This window comes from bacterium (genome assembly GCA_019695335.1).
GTDB lineage: Bacteria > CLD3 > CLD3 > SB21 > SB21 > JABWBZ01.
This window is the reverse complement of record JAIBAF010000007.1, coordinates 67,679-85,427: the sequence shown is the minus strand read 5'-3', so window position 1 is coordinate 85,427 and position 17,749 is coordinate 67,679. Positions and strand designations below refer to the sequence as shown.

12 protein-coding genes, 1 tRNA gene and 1 other RNA gene are annotated in these 17,749 nt (G+C 43.8%); 10 read left to right on the top strand and 4 right to left on the bottom strand.

Translation table 11 applies throughout. From position 1 onward, the window contains the following. Positions 1-146 precede the first annotated feature (146 nt). From K1X84_03205 to K1X84_03190, 4 genes are all read right to left on the bottom strand, one after another. Entirely contained in the window at positions 147-2,069 is a 1,923-nt protein-coding gene (locus K1X84_03205; GenBank protein MBX7150621.1) for a PDZ domain-containing protein, read from the bottom strand. Between the two features lie 141 nt (positions 2,070-2,210). Beyond that, positions 2,211-3,725 carry a leucyl aminopeptidase gene (locus tag K1X84_03200; GenBank protein ID MBX7150620.1) on the bottom strand — a complete coding sequence of 505 codons (1,515 nt, stop codon included), beginning with the start codon at positions 3,723-3,725 and terminating at the stop codon, positions 2,211-2,213. A 25-nt stretch (positions 3,726-3,750) separates the two neighbouring features. Then, positions 3,751-4,758, bottom strand: coding sequence for a bifunctional oligoribonuclease/PAP phosphatase NrnA (locus K1X84_03195; GenBank protein ID MBX7150619.1), 1,008 nt, complete (start codon positions 4,756-4,758; stop codon positions 3,751-3,753). A gap of 90 nt (positions 4,759-4,848) precedes the next feature. Then, a complete protein-coding gene (locus tag K1X84_03190) occupies positions 4,849-6,006 on the bottom strand; it encodes an FAD-binding oxidoreductase (GenBank protein MBX7150618.1) in 1,158 nt (385 codons plus the stop codon). A gap of 301 nt (positions 6,007-6,307) precedes the next feature. On the opposite strand from K1X84_03190, the gene K1X84_03185 reads away from it, so the two are divergent. From K1X84_03185 to K1X84_03140, 10 genes are all read left to right on the top strand, one after another. Then, complete coding sequence (locus tag K1X84_03185; protein ID MBX7150617.1) at positions 6,308-6,511, top strand: hypothetical protein; 204 nt, start codon at positions 6,308-6,310, stop codon at positions 6,509-6,511. 142 nt (positions 6,512-6,653) lie between these two features. Beyond that, complete coding sequence (locus tag K1X84_03180) at positions 6,654-8,435, top strand: M20/M25/M40 family metallo-hydrolase (GenBank protein ID MBX7150616.1); 1,782 nt, start codon at positions 6,654-6,656, stop codon at positions 8,433-8,435. Positions 8,436-8,523: 88 nt separating this feature from the next. Next, an RNA gene (rnpB, locus tag K1X84_03175) (RNase P RNA component class A) lies at positions 8,524-8,960 on the top strand. Between the two features lie 76 nt (positions 8,961-9,036). Continuing rightward, positions 9,037-11,283 carry a caspase family protein gene (locus K1X84_03170; GenBank protein MBX7150615.1) on the top strand — a complete coding sequence of 749 codons (2,247 nt, stop codon included), beginning with the start codon at positions 9,037-9,039 and terminating at the stop codon, positions 11,281-11,283. A gap of 395 nt (positions 11,284-11,678) precedes the next feature. Continuing rightward, complete coding sequence (gene recJ / locus K1X84_03165) at positions 11,679-13,415, top strand: single-stranded-DNA-specific exonuclease RecJ (protein ID MBX7150614.1); 1,737 nt, start codon at positions 11,679-11,681, stop codon at positions 13,413-13,415. After that, positions 13,412-13,987, top strand: a complete 576-nt coding sequence (gene gmhB, locus K1X84_03160; GenBank protein MBX7150613.1) for a D-glycero-beta-D-manno-heptose 1,7-bisphosphate 7-phosphatase — start codon at positions 13,412-13,414, stop codon at positions 13,985-13,987. The genes recJ and gmhB overlap by 4 nt, the downstream gene beginning before the upstream one ends. Before the next feature lie 19 nt (positions 13,988-14,006). Next, positions 14,007-15,167, top strand: coding sequence for a pyridoxal phosphate-dependent aminotransferase (locus K1X84_03155; protein ID MBX7150612.1), 1,161 nt, complete (start codon positions 14,007-14,009; stop codon positions 15,165-15,167). Positions 15,168-15,207: 40 nt separating this feature from the next. Beyond that, a tRNA-Pro gene (locus tag K1X84_03150) sits at positions 15,208-15,285 on the top strand. Between the two features lie 53 nt (positions 15,286-15,338). Then, on the top strand, positions 15,339-16,880 hold the full coding sequence (locus K1X84_03145; protein MBX7150611.1) for an NAD(P)H-hydrate dehydratase: 1,542 nt from the start codon (positions 15,339-15,341) through the stop codon (positions 16,878-16,880). After that, complete coding sequence (locus K1X84_03140; GenBank protein ID MBX7150610.1) at positions 16,881-17,678, top strand: C39 family peptidase; 798 nt, start codon at positions 16,881-16,883, stop codon at positions 17,676-17,678. The last annotated feature ends 71 nt before the right edge of the window (positions 17,679-17,749 follow it).

Here is a 17,749-nt window from a genome sequence, read left to right as displayed (position 1 = left end):
ATAGTTCTAATTACTTATCTAAAAAATTGATCAGTGACGAATTTGAAAATAATTTCTACAGCGTTTAGAATCAATTAGTTACGGCGAAGATAGTCAATCGGGTGTTGAAAAACAAGAAAAAACATGGTACAAGCGTCGCATCGGTGTCATGGTGTTAATCCCAATTCCTTCCCATCAAATCCGCAAAACTCCAGTTCGAAATCAAAAGAACGCTTGCATTCCGGGCAATATTTCTTCAAAACAGGCAATTTTTCAGACGAACGCGATGTCAACCAGTTTTTTCTGAATTTCTCAATGTCCTGAGTGATTGTTTGCCCTGCTTTTTCGAAAGTAACTATTTCCCATACTGGGTCTTCCATCAGGATCAATTTAGCCGTTTTGTGTACCGTGCGCTGTTCATATTCAATCGTTAAAGTATCACCGATTTGATGATGAGCAAGGATGGTATCCAACTGGCTTGTCTCCGCAATCATTTCGCCATTAACGGTTAAGATTTTATCGCCCTGATCCAGTCCGGCTTTATATAGTGGACTTCCAACGATCGAAGGGTTTTTTAACGCTACGGCGTTGTCTGAAATTTTCCAATCCATCGGTCCGAAAAAAGGTTTATCGGACTTTGATTTTCTCAATAACAAGCCTGCCTGGGAAAGCAATTTTCCGAAATCGGGCACATCGCGCCCGAAAATATATTTTTCAAAAAACATATCGGCAAATTTTTGATCCCGAGTCGTTTTTGCAAGGGCAGCTTTGACGTCGTCGTTAGTATAAGGGAGTTCGTTCTTTCCATGTGCGCTCCACATTTCCCGCATAAGGTCGTCCAGTGTCTTGTCAGGAAATTTTTCCCTGATAGACAGATCAAGCGCCAATCCCAACACTGCGCCGAAGTTGTAATAGGAAATGAATGTATTGGATTTATTTTGCGGATCGTTGGAGGTAGCGGCGTCGGCAAAAGGAGCCTGCCGGCTCATGTCGACGGCATTGAAATAACGGCGTCCGGGAGAGCCAAGAAAATACGAAAGGTCTTTGCTCAAATTTTTCGTGTATTGATCAAGGCTTGTTACAGCCGCACGCTTCAGTATCAAAGCATCGTAATAACTCGTAAAACCTTCGGCAAACCACAATTCACCGGACATATTGGCGCGTAAGAAATCAAACGGCTCAAGCGACTTTGGACGGATACGTTCTACATTCCAGCAATGAAAAAACTCGTGCGAAACAGAGCCGGCGATATCGATCAAACCTGTTTGCAGCGAATGATGGTTGGTAATAACTGTAGAATTACGATGTTCCATTCCGTCGCGGTGAGCATAAGGCAAATAATCCGCAAGAAAAGTGTAGGTGCCGTTATCATATTCAGGTAATTCTCCGAACACTGCTTTGGCCTCGAGGACGATAGCTTTTACGGCTTCGAAAAACGCTTTAGATTCGTCTTTAGTGCCGGAATGATGAAAAGCCATCCGGATAGTCTGCGTTCGATCACGGTGGGGAATCGTCCATTCATACCAGTCGAAATTACTCATTTCGACCGGACTATCCATGAAGTACTGAAAATCAGGAGCGGTAAAAACTAACGGATCTTCCGTTGGTTTCAATTGTGTAGCGATCTTCCAGTTTTTAGGGGTTTTGAATTGTACGCGGATCGGTCGTTTTTCCATTCCTTTGGCCCACATATAAGTCGCGGGGATATTCAGATGAGCATGAGTTCCGTCAATAGCCGAATAAGTACCATCGCATAAATCAGCAAATAGTGTGTACGTGACAGTAACGGTGCCGTTGTGGTTTTCAATTCGCCATGAATATGGATCCGGTTGTATGAGAGCCAGAGATTTACCCTTCCCATCCGTAGCCTTGACATCGTAAACGTTTTTGACGAATTCATGTAACGCATATCTTCCAGGGGATGAGCGACTCATATAAAGTTCAAGCGGCTCTTTTCCGATATTTGGAAAGGTTACGGAAATACTAGCTTCATGGTGTACGGCATTATCGAATGAGATCGAATAGGAAATAGGCTCTTGCGCAAAAGCAGTTTGAAACAAACACACTAAAACAAATAAACGAAATTTCATGTTGAACTCCGTTTTAATCTGATATAAAAAATGAGAGTAACTTGAAATAATTATCGGCTTCTAAATAGAAATGAATAAGATTAATGAATAATGATTGATAGCTCCAGATATTGTCAACTCTATCAAATAGCCTATTCTTTATTATTCATTGTTCATTACTAATTGTCGTAGTGCTTCAACGGTGAGACGAATACCAAACCCTGTTGCGGAGATTTTTCCGGTATAGGCAGTTTCTTCTTCCGTATTCGCTGTTCCGGCAATATCGAGATGTACCCAGGGATAATCACCGACAAAATGTTTCAGAAAAGCCGCCGCCGTTATAGCTCCGGCCGGGCGTCCACCGATATTTTTGATATCGGCAATGTGGCTTTTGATCTGGCGATCGTACTCTTTCCAGAGCGGTAATTCCCAGATTTTTTCCGAGGCGAAATGCGATGCTTCCATTAAACGCTTTTTCATGCCATCGTCCGTGCCCATCATACCGGCTCCGTGCATACCGAGCGCAATGACGACATGTCCGGTAAGCGTCGCGTAGTCGATGATCGTTTCAGGCTTATACTTTTGTGCATAAGCCAAAGCATCGGCCAGAATCAATCGTCCTTCCGCGTCAGTGTTGAGAATCTCAACTGTTTTACCGGAATACATTGTCAAAACGTCACCGGGTTTATAAGCTTTACTACCGGTCAGATTTTCAGAAGATGGAACTATACCCACAAGGTACACTGGCAATTTCAGATCGGCAACGGCTTGCATGATGCCAATGACTGCGGCTCCACCGCACATATCAAATTTCATCCTGTCCATTTCTGCAGCCGGTTTGATTGAAATGCCTCCGCTGTCGAATGTCAAGCCTTTACCTACCAGTACGATCGGCTTATGATTTTTAGCTTTTGCGTGACGGTATTCCATCACGATCATTCTGGGTGGTTCGCTGCTGCCTTGAGCGACAGCCAAAAGTCCATTCATTTTCAGCGATTTGATTTTGGCCTCATTGAAAACGCTGCATTTGATTTTATGACGTCGGCACATCGATGCGGCGCGATCCGCGAGTTCGCGTGGCGGCAATTCATTGCCCGGTGCATTGCCCAGATCGCGAGCAAAATTAACCGCTTCGCAAACGATGCGTGCAGTTTTAATACCTTCGTGTACAGCGTCGCGCGGCGACGATTCAGTGATCAGCGTCAATTCTTCAATGGCTGTCTTTTTTGACCCTTTATCGGTTTGATAATGATCGTAGCGGTAGTTGGCCAGCATCGCACCTTCCACCAAACACTGTGTAATACGTTCTTCGGCAAAATTATCTTTGATTAAAAATCCAGGAAAAGCAAACGCACATTTTTCAATGCCGGCTTGTTGCGCCATTTTCACAGCTTTGGCTGCGGCTTTGCGCAGAATATCCCATTCAAAGTTTTTTATGTCACCGAGCCCGACCAATACGATACGTTTGCTGTTGGTTTTGGCATTACCGAACAAAAGAATGGAAGCCTCTTCTTCGCCTCCGAATTCTTTACTCTTAATGAGCTTGTCAATAGTATTGCCGAAAATTTCCTGTAGTTCGGGCAGCCATGTCGGCTGGTCGTAATGTTTTGGCAGGAAAACAGTCATGCATTCAGTTTTCCAATGTTTCAGGTTGGAATATTTTGCGGAAATATTCATGACGATGATCCTTTATGTTCGGCGGTCAGGCAACTTGTTTCGATTTCTTAGAATAATTTTTGTTATAATAGTCGATCATTTTGGCGATCATGTCTTTCATGGTCGATTGAAAAGGAGTTTTCAGAGTAATACCCGAAGCATGCATATGGCCGCCACCGCCAAACTGGCGCGCAAATTTCTGTATATCAATTTTACCTTTGGAACGCAAACTGATTTTAGTATGACCCTCGGGTGTTTCGTAAAAGAATACTCCCATCATGGATCCCTCGAGTTTTAATGTGTAATCGACAAAACCCTCGGTATCGCTGCGGTGTGTATTTGTTACTCTGAAATCCTGTTCGTTGAGATACGTCCAATTCATTTGACCGCCGCATTCCGGTTTAACCCGTTCCAGCATTCGTCCGAGTAATTTCATGACATTGGAATTGCCTTGTTCGAACACGTTGGAATAAATGTCATTCGGCTTGACGCCAAGTTTCAATAATTCCGCTGCAATCAGGTGAGTCGTGGGGCGCGTTGCATTGAAACGAAAACCGCCGGTGTCGGTGATGAGGGAGGTGTACAGTGCTTGGGCAATTTTAAGGTTCGGCTTACCTTTGAAAAACTTGATGAAGTTATAGATCAACTCAGCTGTTGCAGGCGATTTTTCGTCGACGCAGTTAAAATGACCGAGGCCGTCATTGTCGAGATGATGATCGATGCAAATGCGTTTAGCCGGCGATTCCATGACAACCGGCTGCATACGATCCAACCGCTTGGATACGCTGATATCCAAAACAAATATCACGTCGGCTTCCCGAATGAACCGGTCGTGCCGTGCCGCATCGTACGTTTCGATTTCTTTCCCTGAATTAAGGAACTGGTATTGTTTGGGAACTTCGCTGGTATTGATAATGCGGACTTTTTTCTTTTTCATTTTCAAAAACGTCGCCAGGCCGATTTCACTGCCAAGGCCGTCGCCATCCGGATTGACGTGGGTGGTGAGGACGAACGTCTTCGACTGCTTGACGATGCGTTCGATTTTTTTAAACATAGTATGCTATGTCCTTATATTGGGTCAAGTGTTTCTGCTTGCAAGGTTGATGATCGAACACCGGTCAGGATCTTCAGCCGGTGAATCTTCTCAAATTACATTTTTTTCGTGAACCAGGTCGTTTTCAGCAAATCGCGTGAATCGCAATGGATGGATATCCATGAATTCACACTTTCCTTTTACCAAAAGCTCGGCGATGGCCCGGCCGGCAGCCGGTGCATGCATGAGACCATGACCGCTGAATCCGCCCGCCAGGAAAAAGTTTTTGTACGGCGCCACTTGGCCAAGAATACTATGATGATCAGGCGTTGTTTCATACAACCCGCCCCACGTACCAGGATATTTGGTTTTGATCTCGGCATTTTCAAGACAGGGCATCACCTCAAGAGCCGTCATCAGCATGGTATCGAGAAAGTTGTTATCGATACTTTCGTCGAACCCGGGCTTTTCATCATTGTTGGCCAAGCCAATCAAAAGTCCGTTACCTTCTTTGTGCATGTACATACCCGAAGTCACGTCGACAACCATTGGAAATTTGTCAGTAATAAAATCCAATTCGCCGGTTGTGGTAATCATTCGCCGCAAAGGATCGACCGGGATCTTAATATCCAGCATATTCCCGATAGCCTGAGCATAAGGTCCGGCGGCATTGACCACATAATCACAGGCAATTTCACCTTTGGGAGTCACAACATGTGTAACTTTCCCGGATGAGTTTTTAAAACCGGTGCAAGGCGCTTCGGTTTCAAATTCAATGTTCATCTTTCGGGATTTCTTAAAATAGCAGTCGACCAGCATGTAAGGATCGATTAGCCCGTCTTTCGCGCCAAAGGTACCACCTAATACGTTGTCCAGTCCGTAATTGGGAGCCAATTTAGCTATCTCATCTTTAGTGACAAACCGAACGTCAACGCCGTAACTCTTTTGCATTTCCATGTTTTTGAGATAACGGTTTTTTTGTTCTTCAGTTTTAACGACAAATAAATAACCGCATTGAACGAATTGAATCCCGAATTCTTTGTCCAGTTTTTCAAATTCCTGAATACTATAATGGCTCATATGAATATTGACCGGAGTAGAAAATTGTGCTCGTACGCCGCCAGCACACTTCGCCGTTGAGCCTGTACCGATCATTTTTTCTTTTTCTAACACTAATACATTATTGCAACCCAATTCACCCAAGTGAGCCGCTACGCTAGCCCCGATACAACCGGCGCCAATCACCACCACATCATATTTCGATTTCATGTTACGCCTTTGAAGGATAAGTAGATAATGAATAAGTAGATAATAGGATTACCCAGAATTAACAATTAGCCAGTAATTGTCGTAAAGTAAATATAAATTACCATTTAAAGAAAAGCAATCATTTTGTCGAAGTAGCCGGGTGAACCGGATTGTGGCAATGTTACAACCAGAGATAAGAATCGCCATATTTATATTGCTTTGCAAAAATGCATGGGTCGGCAAAAAACAATAATTTAGGTATTATTTGGTTTCGGTGTGCTTTTTGCCTTTTTTAGTGATATAAATTAAATAAGGTAATCTTATGAACAAATTATCTGCAACTATTTTGAACGCTCAACTTTTAGCCGTTGAGACGTTAAAGCAAACGAATCAAAGATTGGCTTATTATCTTGAAAGCCCTTTTTTACCAGTATCGGAAAAAATGAAAATTCAACGCCAGATCGAAGAAAATAGAACCAAAATCAACCACCTGAGTGTTGTCCACGAATTGCATAAAGTTGCATAACCAGTATTTTTTGAATGTCCATTCTTGGCCGCCGGAGACTAATTCCTGCGGCTTTTTTATTTTCCGTTGAAAAGAATGGTTGTGGTCATTATGTTTGACCATATTGGCGTTCGATAAACTTCAGACATATTGAAGGTGATTTATGAAAAAAATTTCGCATGTGGTTTTGACGATTATGGTTTTCTTTCTGTCGTGTTCTACAGGAAGGAACAGCTATGTCAATTCAGATATTACGATCGATGAACTTAAATATCATGTGCAGTTTCTGGCATCGGATTCTTTAAGAGGTCGCGCCTCGGGGAGCGAGGGTAACAATATCGCAGCCAAATATGTTGCAGATGAATTTCAAAGTTACGGTCTTTTACCGAAAGGTGACGAGGGTTCATATTATCAGGCTTTTGAAGTCGTGGCGGAAGTGAAGGCAGGCGAGAAAAATATATTATCGACCGGCGGACAGACGTTTGAATCCGGAAAAGATTTTCAGCCGTTGGTTTTTTCAATGGATGCAGCGGTGGAGGGCCAGGTGGTAAGTATGGGGTATGGAATTGCGACTGAAGATTATAACGATTATAAAGGCGTGGATGTAGTTGGAAAAATCGCTTTAGTCATGCGAGGGAGTCCTGAGGCCGACAATCCTCATTCTAAATTTTATCATGAATCAGCCACGCGACGAAAGGCTGCCGTTGCCGCAGAAAAAGGGGCTGTTGGCTTACTGGTCTATTCTGCAACGGAGGAGGATGATGAGTTGATCCCGTTGAATTATGATAATACCAGTTCCAATTACGGTATCCCGGTTTTTTCAATTCGAAGAAATATTGCGCTTCAATTATTGGGAATGAATTTAGAAAAGCTTGCCGGTTATCAAAACCGGCTAAATGCCAAGTCACCGTTTTCTTTTGTGACGCCGTCATCGGTGAAAATGCAAAGCCAAGTGGAATTTGTCCGTAAAAAAACAAATAACGTAATCGGGTATTTGCAGGGAGCGGATGATAATTTAAAGAATGAAATCATCGTTGTGGGTGCACACTTCGATCATTTAGGCATGGGAGGCGGGACATCGTTGTATCGTGGTGAACCGGCCGTGCACAATGGCGCTGACGACAATGCATCAGGAACGGCAGCAATCTTGGAAATTGCACAAAAATTAGCTTCCGCGAAAACACAGTTAAAACGCAGCGTTGTGGTTATTGGATTTTCAGGTGAAGAAATGGGTCTGCTAGGTTCAAAAAATTTTGTTGAACATCCGACGGTTGACTTGAAATCAGTGGCCGCCATGTTTAATTTCGATATGGTGGGTCGGCTCCGCGATAAGAAATTGATCATCAACGGTATTGGCACTTCGCCGGGATTTCGTAATTTAGTTAGCAGCATGATTGATACTTCACAAATAGAACCTGTTCTTAAAGATGATGGCAACGGTCCAAGCGATTATGCTGAATTTTATCGCAAAGACATTCCGGTGATCGCTTTTTTTACAAATACACACGAAGATTATCATAAACCGACGGACGATGCGGATAAAATTAATTACGAAGGTGAAGTCGCCATTGCAACGTTGGGATATCGGCTGATTACTGCACTTGCCGCCGACACGGCCCGTCCTGCGTTTACACGTGTGCAGTCAACGGAGTCGCGCGGAGGAATGGGTTTTAAGGTTTCGCTTGGCATTATACCTAATTACGCCGACGATGCGGATGGCCTCAAAGTTGATGGCGTCAATCCCGGAGGTGCTGGCAATAAAGCCGGTCTACAAAAAGGCGATATCATTACCAAATTAGGTGATCGCGTCATTAAAAATGTTTATGATTACACGTATGCGCTTGGCGAATTAAAGGCCGGCGATAAGGTGGATATCATGATCAAACGCAACGGTCAGGAAATGAAACTTCAGGCTGTAATGCAAAAATCAAAACGTATGAATTAAGATTTCACACCAGAGCGCACAGTGTTTCTCAGAGGAATTTTAAAAAGTGCGGTCTCAGCGTTCTCCGGTGTGAGCATTGTTCTTTGAAAAAGCAGACGAGATAATCGCGCCCGCCTCAGGTGGGCGAGGAAAGTCCGAACTCCATAAGGCACGGCGCCGCCAGAGTACTGAATAATCGGTACAATGGCGGGTAAGTCAACTGTGAAGTTGGCTTAACGGAATAGTGGAACAGAAACCAAACCGTTCCGATTTATCGGAATAAGGGTGAAACAGTGCGGTAAGAGCGCACTGGAGCGTCAGCGATGGCGTCTCCGGCCAAACCCCGCCGGGAGCAAGATCAAATAAGAATGTGTTTCCGTTTTACGGAAAAAGAACCGCCTGTTCGATTCGCAAGAGCATGTTCGGGTAGATCGCATTTCGTCTCGTGAAGGTCATCTTCGGATACCGGATCGAACGGAATACACGCTTGGCGTGTAAGATAAATGATTATCCACGACAGAATTCGGCTTATTGTCTGCTTTTTAATTTTTACTTTAGCAGATTTTTCCTAATCTAATAGTAGTTTGTAAAAGTTCTGCACATTTATCAATGAGGTGAAACCATGAGAAGAATAATTTTCCTGTTTTGGATCGGTTGTTCGGGTTTGTTCGCCCAGGAAATTCGGGGGATCAAACTTATTGCCAAAGACGCCAAAGGCATTCCTCAGGAAGTGAGTCTCTACTCGAAAACATACGCAGTTATCATTGGCATTGACCGGTATAAGAATCTCGACTTCAACCTTCAACTTAAAAACGCCGTCTCGGACGCCAAAGCCATTCAGTCTATTCTCCAAGAAAAATTCGTTTTTGATAAATTTTTCGAATTGTATAACGAAAATGCCACAAAGGATATGATTTTAAAAATCTTGCAGGGCGATTTAAGCGGCGTCAGCGACCAAGATGCGGTTTTTGTATTCTTTGCGGGGCACGGATATACACAGGCCACAAAATTTGGCGACGAAATCGGTTACATCGTGCCATATGACGGTTCGATGAAGGACAATGAAATGTTCCTAAATATTTCGATGGTGGAGCTTCGTGACAATATCGCCAAAACTATGAATGCCAAACACGTTTTTTTCGTGATGGATGCGTGTTACTCAGGCACATTGCTCAAGCGCGGCGTGGAAATAAAAGAAAAGATCGTGGACTATGCTTATCTCAAGTCCATTACGGAGACCCCCGTGAGACAAGTGCTCACTGCCGGCGGTAAAAACGAACAGGTACTGGACGGCGGATACAAAAATCACTCGATTTTTACCGGGCGGATGATCGAAAAACTTGAAAAGGTAGAAATTTACATCACCGCTTCGGAACTCGGTCTGTACATCCCAAAAAAAGTTTTCAATGACGCCGCCGACCGTAATCACAAACAAAATCCGCAATTCGGCAACTTACTTGGCGAAGGGGATTTTGTCTTCATCGCCAAAGCCGCTCAGAATGTGAATTCCGAAGACGTGTTGGCTCAAGAACTCGTCCGATTGCAGGAACAGAACAAGAAACTCGAAGAACAGAAAAATCTTAAAGCGCAACAGGAGAATCTGAAAAAGCAAGAAGAACTCAAAACACAGATGGCCGCGCTGGAAGAAAAGAAAAAACTCGAGTTGCTTGAAAAAACAAAAAAAGAACAGGATCAACTCAAAACCATGGAAGAACAAAAACGCAAGCAGGAACTATTAGCGAAGATCGAAGAAGAAAAGAAAAAACAAGCTGCCATCGAGGAAGGTTTAACGTATACACAGGCGCTCGAACGAATTGCGGAACTCCAGACAAAGATCGGAATGATGGAAAAGGAATTCGATGAGCAGAAGGCGAAAGCCATTTCTCTCGCTGTGGATGAGTCTCCGAGAGGTGAATTCGAAACCCAGCAAGAATACGACCAGCGCAAGCTCGCGAACAAACAAAAGCGCAAACAGGTCGCCGACGAATACGACGCACTGAAGGCGCAGGGCAACAAAGCTTATTTCGACGAAATTGGCTCGATTACTTCAAAAAAATACTTGATCGGCAAAGAGCGTCTCACATTTAAACTCGGCACATACAATGTAGACGGCGGTTATTTTCCGGTGACAGTAACCGAAGTGATGGATCTCTGCGACAAGAATCAGAACACGGCCAATTCCAAAATCTATGTGCAGCGGGAAGACGCAAAGAAACTCCGTGAAAGCGAGTCCATCCTTGACCTGAAAGCAACTTTGCTTGTGAGAGCCGACCAGACATTCAAGATCGACAAGATTACGTTGGTGGATGCGGTGAATGGCAAGAGTTATGAATTTACGGCGAACATGAGCTTACCTATAAAAGAAGTTAGTAAGTCCGGTACTTTTACTGATCTTCGCGACGGTGAGACATACAAGACGATAAAAATTGGCAATCAGGTCTGGATGGCAGAGAATCTGAACTACGATGCAGGTGAAGGAACGTATTGTTACGATGACAAAGCTTCCAACTGCAACCAATACGGAAGACTCTACACTTGGGAAGCTGCTAACCGAGCGGTCCCTCCCGGATGGCATCTTCCGAGCAAGAGCGAGTTTGAACAACTACTGAACTACTTAGGCGGTTCTGGAGGAAATGCTTATTATGAGATGATTAAGACAGATGGTTGTTCATTTCCCGTTTTATTCGCGGGCTGGCGCAGCTACAATGGGCCTTACGACGGCCGCGGCTCTTATGCGCGCTTTTGGTCCTCTTCAGAACTCAATACGTCTTACGCGTGGTACCTGTATGTCATTAGTTATGCCCGCGAAGTCAATCTTTACGACTACAACAAGAACAATGGCTTGTCCATTCGTTGCGTGAAGGACTGATTTTCCTTACTGGGTTGTAAATAAAACCCACTAAAGGGATTATTTCAAACTAACATATTAAAATATAACCTAAAAGTTATAGTATGAATTTAAACGAATTCGTTAAGAAAAAAGAAATGCGGTAGGACTTACACAGGCAGAACTGGCAGAAAAGGCATAGAAAATCGTTTTACCCGCCTGGTTACCCGATCCTAAGCGCATTCACAATGTTATCACGTTAAAATGAAATTGTTGATTTATAAATCCTTTGCTTTTGTTCCAATTATCTCCTATATTGTTAAGGCTTTATGAAATGACCCGCTAATCTATTAGCAAAACATGACTTACATAAAAGTTTTGTAATCCAATCATGATGATTAAGAAACTAAATATAAATATAACTCCGATCGTCCCTTATGTTAGAACAACAATGGGTAGTCAATAACCATCATGACAAGGAGCGTGTAAAAAAATTAGCAGAAGAAATTAATGTTCCGGAACTCATTGCCGGCATCCTTTTTAATCGTGGAATTACCACGTTTGAAGAGGCGAAAAATTTTTTCCGCGCAGAGAATGCTCCTCTCAATGACCCTTTTCTGATGCTTCACATGGATGTGGCGGTGGATCGCGTTATTCGTGCAATTCGGGATCGCGAATCCATCATGATTTACGGCGACTACGATGTCGACGGTACTACGAGTACGTCCATGCTGTATTTATTCCTGAAAGAAATTCACAAAGGTTTTCTATCGTATTACATTCCCGACCGCGTTAAAGAAGGTTATGGCCTTTCTCCATACGGCATCAAAGCGGCGCATGAAAATGGCGTCAAGCTGTTGATCGCAGTAGATTGTGGGATTACGGCCATCAGCCAGGTAGCGCTGGCCAATGAATACGGTATCGATATTATTATTTGCGACCACCATCATCCCGGTGACACGTTGCCTAGCGCCCTGGCAATTCTGAATCCAAAACAAATCGAATGCCAATATCCCTTTAAAGAACTCTGTGGCGTTGGAGTGGCGTTTAAATTGGCGCAAGCCATTACTGAAAAGCTGAAACTGGATCGTGAAATTCTGATGCAGCATCTCGATTTGGTTGCGATCGGAAGTGCGGCGGATATTGTTCCATTGATCGGCGAAAACCGAACGCTGGTAAAAAACGGGCTTAAACTTGTCAGCGAAGCCAATAAAGTCGGTATCCGGCAATTAGTGAAAAATGCAAACGTGTTTGGGAAAGCCGTGTCGACGGCACAAATCGTTTTTTCGATAGCGCCGAGAATTAATGCGGTTGGCCGATTGGGCGATGCCAATCGAGCGGTGAAATTGCTTATCAGTAAAGATGAAGCGGAAGCGGTAGAATATGCGAGCGTCTTGGAATCGGAAAACCGCAACCGTCGCGATATCAATGAAGTTATGTTCCTTGAAGCATGTGAGATTGTCGAAGAAGAATTTGATTTCGACAAAGATAAAGTCATTGTCGTTTTCAAAAAAGGATGGCATCAGGGTGTCATCGGAATCGTTGCGAGCAAATTAGTTGAACGATATTATCGTCCGGCGATCGTGATTGCCGAAGCTGACGATAAAGGCAAAGGTTCTGCACGAAGTGTTGAAAATTTCGATGTATTTCAGGCGCTCAAGTCTTGTGAAGATATGATGGTCGGCTATGGCGGGCATAAGTATGCGGCCGGATTGACTATCGAACTGGATAAAATTCCAGAATTCCGCCGCCGGCTCAATGGATACGCCGAAATAAATTTACCACCGTCAGACTTGATTCCTAAAATTCAAATCGATGCGGAAATCGATCTTGATCAGATCGATCAACGGCTTATTACGTTATTGAATTTATTCAAGCCGCATGGACCGGCTAATATGCGCCCGATTTTTTTGACTTCCGGCGTGCAGATTGTCGGATATCCTCAGTTGATGAACGAACGTCATATTCGCATGAAAATCCGTCAAAACGGCGCTGTGCTTGACGCCGTTGGTTTCAATCTCGCCCATCATTACAATAAAATCGGCGTTGGCGACAAGTTACTTGATGTTGTGTACCAGATCGACGAAAATACCTGGCAAGGACGCACAACCGTTCAACTCAAATTGCGTGATTTAAAAATTCAGGATAACGGTTCGAACGGGAAACTCAAATGAACGGGCGCAAGACCGTTTTTCTCGATCGTGACGGCACGATCAACGTTGAAAAGAATTATCTCTACAAAGTCGAAGAGTTTGAGTTTATCCATGGAGCGATTGAAGCGATAAAACTTTTTAATGACAACGGTTTTTATGTCATTGTCATTTCCAACCAAGCCGGTATAGCTCGCGGATTTTATACGCCCAATGATGTTCACATCCTTCACGATTTTATTCAACGAGAATTACGAAAGCACAACGCGTTCATTGACGCGTTTTTTTATTGTCCGCATCACCCGGATGGTACTGTCGAAGGCTATCGCCAGAATTGTGATTGCCGCAAGCCTAATACCGGCATGATTGCACAATCCGAAGCAAAATTTAATATCGATCGCCATCAATCATTTGTTGTCGGCGATTTGTGGTCCGATATTCGACTCGCTGAAAATGCAGGCATGAAAGCCGTTTTAGTGAAAACCGGTTACGGATTGCAGACTTTGGAGCAAGTTGAAGAGAAAAATTTAAAAATTACATTTGTTGCAGAAAACATTTTGGAAGCTGCAAAAAAAATCGTAGATTACGCCCGATAAAAATTTCGGAAAAACTTCAATGGAATATTCTTTCTCCTCTGCATCAAAGAATGTTCGTTCTTCAGCGACGGTGAGCCTCGCTGAAAAAGCTAAAGCTCTCAAAGACGCCGGCGAAGACGTGATCGATCTTACTATCGGCGAACCTGATTTTCCAACACCTCCTCATATTATTGCAGCCGCTCATCGTGCGATGATCAAAGGTCATACTAAATACACGAATAGCCGCGGTATTCCTGAATTACGGAAAGCCGTATCACAAAAACTGGAACGCGATTACGGACTCCATTATACGGCCGTGCATGAAATCGTCGTCACCCCGGGCGGTAAACAAGGTATTTTATATTCCGTCATGGCGTTTATCAATCCCGGTGATGAAGTCGTGTGTATTGAACCTTGTTGGGTGGGTTATGAAAGCTGTATCAGCTACGTTGGTGGTGTGTATGTTGGCGTAGAGACATTGCCGGAGGACGGTTATACGGTTGATGAACGCAAGCTTCGTGATAAGATTACAGTTCGCACGAAAATGATTATCATCAATAGTCCGTCTAATCCTACAGGAAAAGTTCTGACTCAGGCTGAAGTTGAAATGATTGCCAAAGTGTGTGTGGAAAAAAATCTGATTTTAGTGTCGGATGATATTTACGAAAAAATTATTTTCGATCAACATCGTTTCTTTTCGGCGGCAACGTTACCCGGTATGCGCGAGCGTACGATCATTCTCAACGGATTTTCGAAAGCTTATTCCATGACGGGATGGCGGTTGGCTTATTTGGCGGCTGACAAGCGCATTATCAATGAGATCAATAAGCTCCAACAAATGGCCGCAACGTGTCCTTCATCGGTGAGCCAGTGGGCCGGCGTGGAAGCACTCAATGGATTACAGTACAACGTTAAAAAAATGACGGCAGCTTATCAAATCCGGCGCGATCTCATCCATCAAGGCTTCAACAACAGCAAACTTTCCTGTTTCAAGGCTCAGGGTGCATTTTACGGTTTCGTCAATATTAAAAAATTGGGCATGACGTCCGATCAGGCATGCGAATACTTACTCGAAAAAAGTAAAGTCGTCACGGTTCCGGGCAACGCTTTTGGCAAAGCCGGTGAAGGATATGTACGAATTTCATTTGGCACGTCGGATAAAAATTTGAAAAAAGCGATTAAAAATCTTGAGAATTTATAAAAACGGTTATATATTGCGCCACGTTTGAAAAATTTTATATCGGAATGTAGCGCAGCCCGGATAGCGCACTCCCTTGGGGTGGGAGGGGTCGGAGGTTCAAATCCTCTCATTCCGACCAATACTTGCCTGTAATCACACCTTTCTGCTTAATCCATTTCTGACGGAGTATGCATGCTTAGAATCGTTTCACCGATTGAAATGCAGGAAATTGACCGAAAGACGATCCATGACTATGGCGTTTCGCAGGAATCGCTGATGGATCGTGCCGGCAAAGCCGTTGCCGATGCCGTACAATTTTCTGGAACTCAGTCGGTTTATGTTTTTTGCGGAAAAGGCAATAATGGAGGGGACGGTTTTGTAGCCGCGCGGTATCTAAAATCGGCGGGCCTTGAACCAAAAGTTTTTGCTCTCGGTTCCGTACAAAATATGAAAATGGATATTTTGATTCCGTATAACAAAATGATAGCCGCGGGAATTCAACCCATTTTCGTTCAATCCGTATCGGAATTGCCAACCGATTCACCGGATATTATTATTGATGCCCTTTTGGGTACCGGCACAAAAGGAAATCTGGAATTTCTATTACTTGAATTGGTTACTAAAATCAACGAATGGAAAACGAATTTTGGATCAAAGGTATATGCCGTAGATATTCCATCAGGGCTGGAGGGAGAATCGGGGAAACCTGCAGGAGTAGCCGTGGCCGCCGATATGACGATCACAATGGGGCTTCCCAAAAAAGGTTTAATTTTCGGAGAGGGACGCAATTATTCCGGAACGTTACGCGTTGCCGATCTGGGGTTTCCGCCGGAACTTACGCGTGGCGGTGATGTATTGATGATTGAACAGAGTGACGTGCGGAAACTTTTGAAACCGCGTTTACATGATAGTTATAAATACTCGTTTGGTAAAGTTTTAATCATTGCAGGTTCACGCGAAATGACCGGCGCTGCAATGTTGACAGCCAAAGCGTCTTTGCGTTCTGGTGCCGGGTTGGTAAAATTAGCCGTACCGGAAAGTCTGACACCAATTTTTCAAACAGCTTTACCGGAAGTAATGACCATCGGAGTGGCTGAAACTCCCGAAGGTTCGATTGCGTGGGCTGCACTTGAAAAACTGCAAAGTCTTGTTGAGTGGTGTAACGTATTGGCTATCGGCCCTGGGCTTTCACAGCACGAACAAACTGTTAAATTGGTTCAGGAAATTTGTCGTAAACTTGGTAAGCCGGCGGTAGTTGATGCGGACGGAATTTATGCTTTAGCTGGAGAATTTGAATTAGTGGCTGATATTCCCGCCGATGTTATTTTTACGCCACACGCTGGCGAATTTGCCATGCTATCAGGCGTTGAAAAAGAAAAATTATTACAGGACCGCGTTGTGTCCGTGCGCACGCACTCGCGCCGATTGCATAAAACTATTCTGTTAAAAGGCTCACCGACCATTATTGCATCAGCGACCGGACCGGCGCTGATTAATGTTACAGGTAATCCCGGTATGGCAACGGCCGGCAGCGGAGACGTTTTAACAGGCATTATTGCAGGATTAATGGCACAAGGTTTAGATTCTGAAAAAGCCGGATACTCCGGGGCATTTTTACACGGACTCGCGGGCGATTTGGCTAAAGCTGACAAAACAGAAGAAGGTCTAATAGCTGGTGATCTGATCGATTATTTACCAGCAGCGTTGAAATTAACAAAAAATTCAGGACGATAGATGAAAAAGAAAGTATACGCCGTTATTATTCTGGGTTGTGTAGCATTGACACTGGCCGGTTTTTTGTTATATCCTAAAATTGAAAATTACATCTATCGAATGCAATTAGATCGTGCTAACGCTGAAACGATGAAGCAAATTGGTTCTACCGATGTGATTAATCAATCTATTACCAAATCGATTGAGCAATCGGCTGTACAGCCGCTGATTCCTGAAAAAGCCTATTTAATTGTTCCATCTTTTTGTCAGTCACCATTTCCTACCGAGGAGAGCTGGCATATTCATCATGCAAGTTGCGAAGAAGCCGCTGTTCTTCAGGCTGTTTATTATTTTAACGGCATCAAAACCATCGACCTTGACCGCGTCGATTCTACGCTTAAAGACATGATTGCGTGGCAGGAAAAGCATTTTGGCGTTCACAAAGATATTCACGCGGACAGCGTCAAAATGATGATGATGGGATATTTCGGTTATAAAGACGATGAAATTAAAATCATTCGTGACGCTACTATATTGGATATCAAACAAGCGATCGCGCAAGGTTATCCGGTTGTAGCGCCGACGTACGGGCGAACGTTGAACAATCCGTATTACAAGCCACCGGGTCCGGAATATCACATGGTGACCATTATTGGTTATACCAACGATCGCATTATTACCAATGACGTCGGGACTAAACGCGGGAAAGATTTTTCTTATCCGATCGACGTTTTTAAAAAAGCGATGGATCGTGAAGGAGGGGACATCGTCATTCTGATGCCCCATAGCGGCATACCTTCCGATAGTTCTAAAATTTAAAATTTTTTCTTGCATTCCTAATAGGCATTCAATATCTTGACTGCGCTTTTCTCATCAGGTGAGAAAAAATG

Excerpts from the sequence above, each read along its gene's own strand:
- K1X84_03205 (MBX7150621.1), bottom strand. The coding sequence starts at position 2,069 with ATGAAATTTCGTTTATTTGTTTTAGTGTGTTTGTTTCAAACTGCTTTT.
- K1X84_03200 (MBX7150620.1), bottom strand. The coding sequence starts at position 3,725 with ATGAATATTTCCGCAAAATATTCCAACCTGAAACATTGGAAAACTGAA.
- K1X84_03195 (MBX7150619.1), bottom strand. The coding sequence starts at position 4,758 with ATGTTTAAAAAAATCGAACGCATCGTCAAGCAGTCGAAGACGTTCGTC.
- K1X84_03190 (MBX7150618.1), bottom strand. The coding sequence starts at position 6,006 with ATGAAATCGAAATATGATGTGGTGGTGATTGGCGCCGGTTGTATCGGG.
- K1X84_03185 (MBX7150617.1), top strand. The coding sequence starts at position 6,308 with ATGAACAAATTATCTGCAACTATTTTGAACGCTCAACTTTTAGCCGTT.
- K1X84_03180 (MBX7150616.1), top strand. The coding sequence starts at position 6,654 with ATGAAAAAAATTTCGCATGTGGTTTTGACGATTATGGTTTTCTTTCTG.
- K1X84_03170 (MBX7150615.1), top strand. The coding sequence starts at position 9,037 with ATGAGAAGAATAATTTTCCTGTTTTGGATCGGTTGTTCGGGTTTGTTC.
- recJ (MBX7150614.1), top strand. The coding sequence starts at position 11,679 with ATGTTAGAACAACAATGGGTAGTCAATAACCATCATGACAAGGAGCGT.
- gmhB (MBX7150613.1), top strand. The coding sequence starts at position 13,412 with ATGAACGGGCGCAAGACCGTTTTTCTCGATCGTGACGGCACGATCAAC.
- K1X84_03155 (MBX7150612.1), top strand. The coding sequence starts at position 14,007 with ATGGAATATTCTTTCTCCTCTGCATCAAAGAATGTTCGTTCTTCAGCG.
- K1X84_03145 (MBX7150611.1), top strand. The coding sequence starts at position 15,339 with ATGCTTAGAATCGTTTCACCGATTGAAATGCAGGAAATTGACCGAAAG.
- K1X84_03140 (MBX7150610.1), top strand. The coding sequence starts at position 16,881 with ATGAAAAAGAAAGTATACGCCGTTATTATTCTGGGTTGTGTAGCATTG.